The organism is Blastomonas sp. CCH1-A6 (genome assembly GCF_001556365.1).
Classification (GTDB): domain Bacteria; phylum Pseudomonadota; class Alphaproteobacteria; order Sphingomonadales; family Sphingomonadaceae; genus Blastomonas; species Blastomonas ursincola.
Genome location: NZ_LSIS01000270.1, coordinates 1 through 11551 on the forward strand (window position 1 = coordinate 1; position 11551 = coordinate 11551).

10 protein-coding genes are annotated in these 11551 nt (G+C 64.7%); 4 read left to right on the forward strand and 6 right to left on the reverse strand.

What is annotated here, in order from left to right; genetic code table 11:
* Both AX735_RS12860 and AX735_RS12865 read left to right on the forward strand, forming a co-directional pair.
* A partial coding sequence (locus AX735_RS12860; protein ID WP_202189575.1) for a M16 family metallopeptidase occupies positions 1-1807 on the forward strand: 1807 nt, incomplete at its 5' end.
* 39 nt (positions 1808-1846) lie between these two features.
* Positions 1847-2146 (forward strand): hypothetical protein, encoded by a 300-nt coding sequence (locus AX735_RS12865; RefSeq protein WP_023838966.1) that lies wholly within the window; start codon positions 1847-1849, stop codon positions 2144-2146.
* A 51-nt stretch (positions 2147-2197) separates the two neighbouring features.
* Here the strand turns inward: AX735_RS12865 and AX735_RS12870 are convergent, their stop codons facing one another.
* The 4 genes from AX735_RS12870 to AX735_RS12885 all read right to left on the reverse strand — a co-directional run bounded on the left by AX735_RS12870 (position 2198) and on the right by AX735_RS12885 (position 7200).
* Positions 2198-2656 (reverse strand): nuclear transport factor 2 family protein, encoded by a 459-nt coding sequence (locus AX735_RS12870; protein ID WP_082751080.1) that lies wholly within the window; start codon positions 2654-2656, stop codon positions 2198-2200.
* A 131-nt stretch (positions 2657-2787) separates the two neighbouring features.
* Positions 2788-4566, reverse strand: a complete 1779-nt coding sequence (locus tag AX735_RS12875) for a DUF885 domain-containing protein (protein ID WP_066280775.1) — start codon at positions 4564-4566, stop codon at positions 2788-2790.
* 198 nt (positions 4567-4764) lie between these two features.
* On the reverse strand, positions 4765-5217 hold the full coding sequence (locus AX735_RS12880) for a MaoC family dehydratase (RefSeq protein WP_066280777.1): 453 nt from the start codon (positions 5215-5217) through the stop codon (positions 4765-4767).
* Entirely contained in the window at positions 5218-7200 is a 1983-nt protein-coding gene (locus tag AX735_RS12885) for an acetyl-CoA carboxylase biotin carboxylase subunit (protein ID WP_066280779.1), read from the reverse strand.
* Between the two features lie 68 nt (positions 7201-7268).
* On the opposite strand from AX735_RS12885, the gene AX735_RS12890 reads away from it, so the two are divergent.
* Positions 7269-7598 (forward strand): GIY-YIG nuclease family protein, encoded by a 330-nt coding sequence (locus AX735_RS12890; protein WP_066280782.1) that lies wholly within the window; start codon positions 7269-7271, stop codon positions 7596-7598.
* 110 nt (positions 7599-7708) lie between these two features.
* Here AX735_RS12890 and AX735_RS12895 read toward each other — a convergent pair whose 3' ends face one another.
* On the reverse strand, positions 7709-9310 hold the full coding sequence (locus tag AX735_RS12895) for a carboxyl transferase domain-containing protein (RefSeq protein WP_066280785.1): 1602 nt from the start codon (positions 9308-9310) through the stop codon (positions 7709-7711).
* Between the two features lie 130 nt (positions 9311-9440).
* Positions 9441-10589 carry an isovaleryl-CoA dehydrogenase gene (locus AX735_RS12900; RefSeq protein WP_171007802.1) on the reverse strand — a complete coding sequence of 383 codons (1149 nt, stop codon included), beginning with the start codon at positions 10587-10589 and terminating at the stop codon, positions 9441-9443.
* A 108-nt stretch (positions 10590-10697) separates the two neighbouring features.
* Between AX735_RS12900 and AX735_RS12905 the strand changes: the two genes are divergently transcribed.
* Positions 10698-11551: LysR family transcriptional regulator (locus AX735_RS12905; RefSeq protein WP_066280791.1), on the forward strand; the 854-nt coding region annotated here is incomplete at its 3' end.

Genomic DNA, 11551 nt, shown 5'->3' on the forward strand with positions numbered 1-11551 from the left:
CGATTTCATTGCCAAGGGCCCGACCGCCGACGAAGTGCAGCGCGTCGCGACGCGCGAAGCGGCGCAGCGGATCAATGGCCTTGAACAGGTCGGCGGCTTTACCGGCAAGGCGGTGACGCTGGCCGAGGGCGCGCTCTATTCGGACGATCCGGCCTTCTACAAGAAGCAGCTCGACATGCTGGCCGCGATGACTCCGGCCAAGGTGACTGCCGCGATGCAGAAATGGCTGACGCGCCCGGTCGCGAAGCTGCACGTGCTGCCCGGTGAGCGCGACGCCTATCAGGAGGTCGCGGGCGGCACGGGCCAGGTGACCGGCAGCGGCCCGGCGATGCGCACGGGCGTTCTCAATGCCCCAGCGTTCTATTCGAGCATGGCCGAAGACGCGATGGCGGCGGGCGCAGCGAGCAAGCAGCCGCTCGCCGCGGTCGATCGCTCGACCTTCCCCGAAGCCGGCGCGGTGCCCGATCTCGATTTCCCCGATGTCGAGGAAGCGACGCTGTCGAACGGCATCAAGGTGCGCTTCGCCAAGCGGACCGCCGTTCCGGTGGTGCGCGTCGCGGTGAGCTTCGATGCTGGCTATGCCAGCGATCCCAAGGATGCGCTGGGCACCAACAGCCTGATGATTGCGCTGCTGCAGGAAGGCACGCAGAAGCTCAATTCGGTGCAGCTAGCCGAAGCGCAGGAGCGGCTGGGCACCAATATAAGCGCCTCGTCCGATCTCGATCGCACCATCGTCTCGATGAGCGCGATGAAGGCGAACCTGGGCCCGTCGCTCGACCTGCTCGCCGATGTCATTCGCACACCTGCCTTCGACGCCAAGGAGCTTGAGCGTGTGCGCGTGCAGCAGCTCACCCGCATCCAGGCCGAATTCACCCAGCCCCAGGGCATCGCGCTGCGCAACCTGCCGCCGCTGCTCTACGGACCGGCGCACCCCTATGGCGTGCCGCTGACCGGCACCGGCGATCCGGCGGTGGTCGCCAAGCTGACCCGCGACCAGCTCGCCGCCTATCATTCGCAGTGGATGCGGCCCGAGCGCGCGTCGATCTTCGTGGTCGGCGATACCAGCCTCAAGGACATCATGCCGATGCTCGAGGCGCGCTTCGGCAGATGGCCGTCGAACCGCATGGCGCTGATGCAGAAGGATTTCAGCGCGGCGATCCCGGCGGGCCAGGGCCGCATTATCCTAATCGACCGTCCCAATTCGCCGCAGTCGCTGATCCTGGCGGGCCAGGTGCTGAAGGCCAAGGGTACCGACAACCTGCTGGCGCTGGAAACCGCGAACGACATCCTCGGCGGCGATTTCCTTTCGCGCATCAACATGGATCTGCGCGAGACCAAGGGCTGGTCGTACGGGACCCGCACGCTGATCCAGCGGCCCAAGAACGACGTGCCGTTCCTCGCGTTCGCGCCCGTTCAGACCAACCAGACCGGCCCATCGGTCGCGGCGATCATCCAGCAGATGAACGACTTCATCGGCTCGAAGGGCGTGACGCCCGAAGAGCTCGACCGCACGGTCAAGGGCAACAGCCTGGAGCTGGCGGGCACCTATGAGCGCTCGGCCGCGGTGCTGTCGCAGATGCAGTCGGACGCGCTCTATGGCCGCCCGACCAACTATGCCGAAAGCCTGGCCGCGCAGTATCGCAGCATGGACGCCGAGAAGCTCAACGGGGCGATGCGCACCGCGCTCAACCCCAAGACGCTGACCTGGGTGATCGTGGGCGATGCCGCCAAGGTCGAGCCGCAGCTCAAGGAACTGGGCATGCCCGTCGAGGTTCGCCGTGCGGCACCTGCCGCCGGAGACAAATAAGCCAACCTTCAACCCACCACACTAGAGAGGACGAATACCATGTCAGTTGCTGGACAATATGATTGCGTGACCAAGTCGCCGATGGGCGACCAGAAGTCGGTGCTGACCGTCAATGTCGATGGCGACAGCTGGACCGGATCGAATGCCGGCCAGATGGGCTCGCTCGACATCACCGATGGCAAGGTCGACGGCAACACGCTGACCTGGACGATGGACATGAAGGTGCCGATGCCGATGAAGCTCGAGGGCACCGCTACCGTCGACGGCGACACCATCACCGGCCAGATCAAGGCTGGTGCGTTCGGCACCATGGCGATGAGCGGCACCCGCAAGGCGTAAGCTTTCGCAAGGACCACGAAATCCTCCCCGTGCCTGGCGCGGGGAGGATTTTTATGGGCGGTGCGCTTCGACCGGGTCGTTCGGATCGGGCGTCTCGCTCGACGAGACATGGTTGAGCGCGATCACCCATCGCCCCCCAACCTTGCGCATCAGCCGGGTGTTGATGCCATATTGCGGGCTTTCTGCCCGATCGAGATGATAGCGGCTGATCAGCTGCGCCGCATCCGGGGCCAGCATCTCCACCTTGATGTCGTAGAAATGCAGCGTGCCGCGCTTCTCAGGCGATTCGCCATAATCGCGGACATAATGGTCGAGCGTCCCCTGCCAGTCGCGCTGGAACTGCCCGCGCGAGACGAACACCACGCCGGGATTGAGAAAGCCGCGCATATAGCCCTGGAAATCACCGCGATTCCATGCGGCTTCCATGTCGGCAATGACCCTGCGGATCTCCGCTTCGGGCGGCGGCGCCTCAGCTTGCGCGGGCGCCACAGCAAGGCAGAGGGCCAGAATAGCAAACAGCCCAGATCGCCCTCCCCCGTCATTCCCGCGAACGCGGGAATCCCGCTTCTGCGCGAAGCTTTGAGCAGGAAGCGTCACCCCCGCCTTCGCGGGGGTGACGGGATAATGACGGATGAAGAGGCTCACTTCCCCGCCTTGGCGAGTTTCGCCTTCTCGGCGGCGATGAATTCCTCCATCTTGGCTTCCATCACCGGCAGTGGCACCGAGCCGAGCATCAGATAGGTGTCGTGGAAGGGCCGCTGGTCGAAGGCCGCGCCCAGCTCGGCTTCCGCCTTGGCGCGCATCTTGCGCAGCGCCAGTTCGCCCAGCTTGTACGCCAAAGCCTGGGCGGGCCAGGAGATATAGCGGTCCACTTCGGTCTCGACATCGCGCGGCGCGAGCGCGGTATGGCTGGCGAGATAGTCGATGGCCTGCTGCCGGGTCCAGCCCTTGGTATGCACCCCGGTATCGATCACCAGCCGCGCCGCGCGCCACATCTCGAAGGTCTGCCGGCCGAACTCCTCATAGGGTGTTTCGTAGATGCCGATCTTCGATCCCAGCCATTCGGTGTACAGGCCCCAGCCCTCTCCATAGCCGGAAAAATAGGTCTGGCGGCGGAATTCGGGCCGGTTCGGCGCTTCGAGCGCTACCGCCGCCTGGAAGCTGTGCCCCGGGTTGCATTCGTGCAGCGCCAGCGCGGGGATGTTGTACAAGGGCCGCTGCGGCAGATCATAGGTGTTGAACAAGCAGGCATCGAGCCCGCCGCGCCCCGAAGTGTAGATCGGCGCGATCACGTCGGGCACCGGCAGCACGGTGAAGCGATAGCGCGGCAGGAAGTTGAACGTGTCCTTGAGCTTCCCGTCCATCTTCTTGACCGTATAGGCCGCCGCGCCCAGCAGCTCGCGCGGGGTCCTGGCATAGAATTGCGGGTCGGTGCGCAAGAATTGCAGGAATTCGGGGAAGGTGCCCTTGAACCCGGTCTCGCGCATCGTCTTCTGCATGTCCGCGTCGATCCGCGCGACCTCCTTCAGCCCGATCTCGTGAATCTCCTCGGGCGTCAGGTCGAGCGTCGTGAAGACCTTGATCATGTCCTGGTAGAAGGCCTTCCCATCGGGCAGCGCATAGGCAGCGATCGTGGTGCGCGCCTTGGGCATGTACTCGGTCCGCATGAAGCTGAGCAGCTTGGTGTACGCGGGCACCACCGACGTCTCGATCGTCTTGAGCGCCCCGGCGCGGAGCGCGGCCTGTTCGGCGGGCGGCATGTTCTGCGGCATCACGCGGAAGGCATCGTAAAACGGATTGGCCTCGCCCGGCACGGTATAGGCCTCGATCGTCTTGTCGCGCCCCTCGATGCCGACACGCGGCACGGTATAGCCGCGCGCCAGCCCTGCGCGCATGTTGGTGATGTTTTCGTCGAAATAGCGCGGAACATCGCGCATCCGCCCGAGATAGCGCTTGTAGCCCGTCGCGTTGCCGAAGCCCTGGCGCGGGTTCAGCCCACCCCAGAAGAAGGTGTCGCTGTTGAACGGCGCTTCATAGGTCCTGTATTCCAATCCCTTGGCATTTTCCCAGACCGACTGGCGGAACACCGCGGCGTTGACCTGCTCCTCGGGCGACAGCTGATCCATCGGGATCGCATCGAGCTGCTTCAGCACATCCTGCCAATAAGCCAGCCTGCGCGCCTGATCGGCAGCAGTTTCGCTGGTCAGTCGGTCGCCATCGACCCAGCGGCCATTTTCCTTGATCTGGGCCAGTTCCTTCTGCCGCCAGTCCCATTCGGCGTCGTAGAGCGCGCGCAGCTTCGCATCCATCGGGCCGGGCGCGGGCTTGGCGGCGGCAGGCGTCTGCGTGGTGTCCTGCGCCATCGCGGGGACGCTTGCAGTTCCGAGCAGCAAGGAAGCGAGAAGGACGGATGCGCGCATGATGACCCCTTGGGCTGCCGGACTGGACTGTATGGCATTAGACTTTGGGCGGTGCGGCAGGTCAAGCGATCAGTATACGAAATGCGGCAGGTTCTTGATTTCCCAGCCCTTATTGTCACCCCCGCGCAGGCGGGGGTCCCGCTCGTGCGCAGCGGTCGATGAAAAAGCGGGATTCCCGCGTTCGCGGGAATGACGGGATCAGGCGTCCTTCTTCTTGATCAAAGCCGACCTCAGGCAACGGCACACCACCTCGTCGCGCTGGTTGATCAGCTCGTGCGTGAAGGTAACGATCCCGGCATTGGGCCGCGACTTCGATTCCTTGAGCTCGGTCACCTCACTGGTCGCGCGCATCGTATCGCCGATGAACACGGGCTTGGGCATGACAAGCTTGTCGTACCCCAGGTTCGCCACCAAAGTACCCAAGGTCGTGTCCCCCACCGACAGCCCAACCATCAGCGCGAAAGTGAAGGTGCCGTTGACGAGGATCTGCCCGAACTCGCTCGCCTTCGCTGCTTCGATATCGAGATGCAGCGGCTGCGGATTGTGCGTCATGGTGCTGAACAGCAGATTGTCGGTCTCGGTCACCGTGCGCCGGATCTCGTGCTCGATCCGGTCGCCGATCTGCCATTCGTCGAAATATTTGCCTGCCATTTACGCCTCCGCCGCCTCGACCCGCACGAGCAGCGCCTCGACCTGCACCTGCGCGCCCTCGCTGACGTTCAATTCCGCGACCACGCCATCGAACGGCGCGACGAGCGAATGCTCCATCTTCATCGCCTCGAGCGTCAGCAGCTTCTGCCCCTTGGTCACCGCCTGCCCCGCCGCCACATCCACCGCGATCACCTTGCCCGGCATGGGGGAGAGGATGGAGCCGTCGCCCACAGCATGGCCGCTACCGCCCCTTACTCGACCACCAAATTCAAAGGTTTCGCTGGCACCGCCGTCGAACACGCGGATTGGCCCCTCGAAGGGCTCGACCGGGTCAGCACCATAGGTTGTCGGAAGGTCATCCAGCCTTTCGAATATGTCACGTCCGTCGACAGCAACTTGCCAACGCCAATCAGCCCCTCTGCCCTTGACCTCAGCCAAGGCAAACTGCGCCTCGCCATCTCGCGTAAAGTCGAGGCGCGCCGCCACTCGACTTGCATTCAATCGGAAGCCGAAAAGCGCGCTTGGATTGGCTGCCGAGGCATCGAAGCGCGCAGCATCTATTTCCATGAACTGTTCGAGCCGCCAGCTCAATGCAGCGGCCAAAGCAGTGTTGCTACGCTTCGGCGCGACAAGACTGTCGATGTTCTGATCGATAAAGCCTGTCGTGACATCGCCCGAACAGAAAAGGTCGGACCGCAGACAAGCGGCCAGAAAAGCCGCGTTGGTTCGCACCGGCGCGACCTCAACCTGCTCGCTTGCCTCCCGAAGCAGTTCGATTGCCTCGTCGCGGTCGCCGCCATGCACGACAATCTTTGCAATCATGGGGTCATAGAATGGGCTGACTTCCGCTCCCTCAAACACACCCGTTTCGATGCGTGCCTCATCTGGCAGGCGGCAATGCTCCAACCGCCCGATACTCGGCAGGAACCCCTTCGCCGGGTCCTCCGCATACAACCGCGCTTCCATCGCCCAGCCGTTGATGCTGAGCTCTTCCTGCTTCAGCGGGATCGGCTCGCCGCTGGCCACGCGCAGCTGCCATTCGACCAGATCGACCCCGGTGATCTCCTCGGTCACCGGATGTTCGACCTGCAGCCGCGTGTTCATCTCCATGAACCAGATGCGGTCGGCGCGCAGGCCTTGCGAGCCGTCGGCGATGAACTCTATCGTGCCTGCGCCCTGATAGTCCACGGCCTTGGCCGCGCGCACCGCCGCGCCGCACACCGCCTCGCGCGTCGCTGCGTCCATGCCGGGGGCAGGCGCTTCCTCGATCACCTTCTGGTGGCGGCGTTGCAGCGAGCAATCGCGCTCGAACAGATGGACGACATTGCCATGGGCATCGCCAAACACCTGCACCTCGATATGGCGCGGGCTTTCGATCCATTTTTCCAGCAGCACGACATCATTGCCGAAGCTCGCCGCCGCCTCGCGCTTGCACGAAATGAGCGCGTCGGCGAAACCGGACGCGTCATCGACCTTGCGCATCCCCTTGCCGCCGCCGCCCGCGACCGCCTTGATCAGCACCGGATAGCCGATCCGCTCGGCCTCCGCCGCGAGCCGCTCCGGCGACTGGTCCTCGCCCAGATAGCCCGGCGTGGTGGGCACACCCGCTGCGTCCATCAGCTTCTTCGCCGCGTCCTTGAGGCCCATGGCGCGGATGGAGTCCGGCTTGGGGCCAACCCAGATCAGCCCGGCGGCGATCACGGCCTCGGCGAATTCGGCATTCTCGGACAGGAAACCGTAACCCGGATGGATCGCCTCCGCGCCGGTCGCCTTCGCCGCCGCGATGATCTTCTCGCCGACGAGATAGCTCTCGCGCGCCGGCGACGGCCCGATATGCACCGCCTCGTCCGCCTGGCGCACATGCAGCGCCCTGGCGTCGGCGTCCGAATAGACCGCGACGGTGCGAATACCCAGGCTGCGCGCCGTGCGGATGATCCGGCAGGCGATTTCGCCGCGATTGGCGATAAGGAGGGATTTCAGCATGGGGCATGACCTCTTCCGTCACCCTGAACTTGTTTCAGGGTCCATGGTGCGGCATTTTTAAGGGCCTGATGGACCGGCAACCGTGCGTCTACATTCTGGCCAGCGCCGCCTATGGAACGCTGTACATCGGTGTCACTTCGAACCTGATCGGTCGGTTGCACCATCACCGGACGGGCGAGCTTCAGGGCTTCACGTCGCGTTACCATGTCCACCGTCTTGTCCGTTTCGAACTGTTCGACACCATGGAAGGCGCAATCGAGCGCGAAAAGCAGCTCAAGCGATGGCATCGCCAGTGGAAGATCAACCTGATCGAGAGTGAAAACCCGCATTGGGCGGACCTGGCGGTGGGATTTGGCTTTGATCCGCTGCCGCCACGCAGCAGGCGGGATGGACCCTGAAACAAGTTCAGGGTGACGGGGGTATGCGCGTCCCCTCCACCACCCGCTGCGCGGGCGGTCCCCCTCCCCGAGCAAGCTCGGGGAGGATTTTGGGTATCGACCCACCCCCCTCACATCCGGAACACGCCAAACCGCGTGCCCTCCTCGACCGGCGCGTTCAGGCATGCCGCGAAGGCCAGGCCCAGCACGTCCCTCGTCTGCGCGGGGTCGATGATGCCATCGTCCCACAGCCGCGAGGTCGCGTAATAGGGGTTGCCCTCGTCCTCGTATTTCTGGCGGATCGGGGCCTTGAATGCCTCGGCCTCGCGCTCGTCCCACTTGTCCGCGTCGCGATGGACGGTGGCGAGCACGGATGCAGCCTGCTCGCCGCCCATCACGCTGATGCGCGCATTGGGCCAAGTGAACAGGAAGCGGGGCGAATAGGCGCGGCCACACATGCCGTAATTGCCCGCGCCAAAGCTACCGCCGATCAGCACGGTGACCTTGGGCACGCTCGCCGTCGCGACTGCGGTCACCAGCTTCGCGCCATGCTTGGCGATGCCTTCCGCCTCGTACTTGCCGCCGACCATGAAGCCGCTGATATTCTGCAGGAAAAGCAGCGGAATGCGCCGCTGGCACGCCAGCTCGATGAAATGCGCGCCCTTGACCGCGCTTTCGCTGAACAGCACGCCATTGTTCGCCAGGATCGCCACCGGCATCCCCCAGATATGCGCGAAACCGCACACCAGCGAGCTTCCGTACAGCGCCTTGAACTCGTGAAACTCGCTGCCGTCGACCAGCCGCGCGATCACCTCGTGGACATCGTACGGCGCGCGGACATCCGAGGGGATGATGCCGTACAGCTCCTCCGCATCGAACTTGGGTGCGCGCGGATCGCGCAGGTCGATGTTCGGCTTGGGGATCGGCCCCAGATGCGAAACGATGTCGCGCACGATGGTGAGCGCATGCTCGTCATTCTCGGCGACATGATCGACCACACCCGACTTGCGGCCGTGCAGGTCGCCGCCGCCCAGGTGCTCGGCGCTGATTTCCTCGCCCGTGGCGGCCTTGACCAGCGGGGGACCTGCGAGGAAGATCGTGCCCTGGTTGCGCACGATCACCGTCTCGTCCGACATCGCGGGGACGTACGCGCCGCCCGCGGTGCAGCTGCCCATCACGCAGGCGATCTGCGGAATGCCTTTCGCGCTCATGTTCGCCTGGTTGAAGAAGATGCGGCCGAAATGCTCGCGATCGGGGAAGACCTCGGCCTGGTGCGGCAGGTTCGCGCCGCCGCTATCGACGAGATAGATGCACGGCAGCCGGTTCGCCTCGGCAATCTCCTGCGCGCGCAGGTGCTTCTTCACCGTCATCGGATAATAGGTGCCGCCCTTCACCGTGGCGTCGTTGCACACGATCATGCATTGGCGGCCCGAGACACGGCCGATCCCGGCGATCATGCCCGCGCCGGGGATTTCGCCGTCATATTGATCGCAGGCGGCGAGCTGGCCGATCTCGAGAAAGGGCGAGCCCGGATCGAGCAGCCGCTCGACGCGATCGCGGGGCAGCAGCTTGCCGCGCGCCGTGTGCCGCTCGCGCGACTTGGCATTGCCGCCGAGCGCGGCCTCGGCGACTTTCGCCCAGAGCTCGTCGCGCAGCGCGCTGTTGTGCGCAAAGGTGGCGCGGTAGCTTTCCGAATTGGTGTCGATTTTCGTGTCCAGAACGGGCGCGGTCATCACAAACCTCCGTCATGCTGAACTTGTTTCAGCATCCATCGTGCCCGATGAGCCGAAGCCGCGTGGGGAGAAATGGACCCTGAAACAAGTTCAGGGTGACGGACAGAGCAGATGGCCGCGCAATATTGCATCACCGCGCTCCGATCAGTTCGCGCGCGATCAGGAAGCGGCGGATTTCGTTCGTGCCCGCGCCGATGTCGTACAGCTTGGCATCGCGCAGGAAACGCTCGACCGGCCAGTCGGTTGTATAGCCCGCCCCGCCCAGCGCCTGGATCGCCTCGAGCGAGCATTTCACCGCATTCTCGCTGGCCAGCAAAATCGCACCCGCAGCATCGAAGCGCGTCGTCTTGCCCGCATCGCACGCGCGCGCCACCGCATAGACATAGGCGCGCGCGCTGTTGAGCGCGACATACATGTCGGCGACCTTGGCCTGCACCATCTGGAACGCGCCGATGGGCTGGCCGAACTGCTTGCGCTCGCGCACATAGGGCAGCACCACGTCGAGGCACGCCTGCATGATGCCGAGCGGACCTGCGGCCAGAACCGCGCGCTCGTAATCCAGCCCGCTCATCAGCACGCCGACGCCCCCATTGAGCGGACCCATGACATTCTCTTGGGGAACGAAGCAATCGTTGAACACCAGTTCCGCCGTAGGGCTCCCGCGCATCCCCATCTTCTGGATCTTCTGGCCGATGCTGAAACCCGGCATGCCCTTTTCGATGATGAAGGCGGTGATCCCGCCCGATCCCTCTCCGGTTTTCGCGTAAACGATCAGCGTCTCGGCATAGGCCGAATTGGTGATCCAGAACTTGGTGCCGTTGAGCCGGTAGCCGCCCGCGACCGCATCGGCCTTGAGCTTCATCGACACGACGTCCGATCCTGCGCCGACTTCGGACATCGCCAGCGACCCGACATGCTCGCCCGAGATCAGCCCGGGCAGATATTTCGCCTTCTGCTCCGGATTGCCCCAGCGGCGCAGCTGGTTGACGCAGAGGTTCGAATGCGCACCGTAGGACAGGCCCAGCGAGGCGCTCGCGCGGCTCACCTCTTCCATCGCGATGACATGCTCGAGATAGCCGAGACCCAGGCCGCCATCGGCCTCGTCCACGGTGATGCCGTGCAGGCCGAGCTCGCCCATTTGCGGCCACAGTTCGAGCGGGAACCAGTCCTCGGCATCGATCTTCGCGGCGATCGGCGCGATCTTGTCAGTAGCGAAGCGCCGCGTGGTGTCGCGGATCATCTCGGCGGCTTCGCCCAAAGCGAAGTCGAAATCGGGCATCATGGACATGGCGGCATCCTCTCCTGGAGCTCTGATCGCACCGGTTCTAGGCCCGCAAGTCAACAAAGGAAAATTGATATTGAAAGGGGTTTATCCTAGACGCTGTCTATGATCGAACGCTATCTGCTGCGCTATTTCCTCGCCGTGGTCGAACATGGCAATTTCACCCGTGCGGCGGAAAGCTGCAACGTCACCCAGCCGACGCTGTCGGTCGGCATCGCGCGGCTGGAGGAGAGCGTCGGCCAGCGGCTGTTCCACCGCTCCAACCGCCGCGTCGACCTGACGCCGACCGGCGCGCAATTTGCCGAGCATGCGCGGCGGATCGAGGCACAGTTCAACCTGGCCGAAGAGGCGATGAAGCAGCACCGGCCCGATGCGATCGTGCGGCTGGGCGTGCTCTCGACGCTGCCGACCGCGATCGTCGCGGCGATGGCCGAGGCGCTGGCCGAACTCGACGGCATCCGCACCGAATTCGTCGAGGGCCGCGCGAGCGAGCTGATCGACCGGCTCGACGCGGCGCGGATCGACCTGGCGGTGACGATGGAGCCGCAGGGCCGCCATCGCGAGCGGTTCGAGCCGGTGGCGAGCGAAGGCTATGCCCTCGCCCTGCCCGCCGCGCACCCCCTGGCCCAGCGCCAGAGCATCGCCGCGCAGGAACTTGCCGACAATGTGATGCTGGTCCGCCGCCATTGCGAGCTGCTCGCCGCAACCAGCCAGCACTTCACTGCGCGCGGCGTCCGCCCCTTCTTCGCCGCCCGCTCAAGAAGCGACGACCGCATCCTGGCGCTGGTCGCCGCGGGCGTGGGGGTAACGGTGATGCCCGACTGCTTCACCGCGCCGGGCGTGGCGAGGGTGCCGATGGACGATTTCGCGCAAGTGCGGACGCTGGGATTGCTGGTGCGCAAGGAGGGGGCGGTGCCCGAGGCGTGCGTGGAGCGGGTGCGTGGGGTGTTGAGGAGAGG

Bases quoted from the DNA above. Each gene is read 5' to 3' on its own strand.
- AX735_RS12865 (WP_023838966.1), top strand. From the start codon at position 1,847: ATGTCAGTTGCTGGACAATATGATTGCGTGACCAAGTCGCCGATGGGC.
- AX735_RS12875 (WP_066280775.1), bottom strand. From the start codon at position 4,566: ATGCGCGCATCCGTCCTTCTCGCTTCCTTGCTGCTCGGAACTGCAAGC.
- AX735_RS12880 (WP_066280777.1), bottom strand. From the start codon at position 5,217: ATGGCAGGCAAATATTTCGACGAATGGCAGATCGGCGACCGGATCGAG.
- AX735_RS12885 (WP_066280779.1), bottom strand. From the start codon at position 7,200: ATGCTGAAATCCCTCCTTATCGCCAATCGCGGCGAAATCGCCTGCCGG.
- AX735_RS12890 (WP_066280782.1), top strand. From the start codon at position 7,269: ATGGACCGGCAACCGTGCGTCTACATTCTGGCCAGCGCCGCCTATGGA.
- AX735_RS12895 (WP_066280785.1), bottom strand. From the start codon at position 9,310: ATGACCGCGCCCGTTCTGGACACGAAAATCGACACCAATTCGGAAAGC.
- AX735_RS12900 (WP_171007802.1), bottom strand. From the start codon at position 10,589: ATGCCCGATTTCGACTTCGCTTTGGGCGAAGCCGCCGAGATGATCCGC.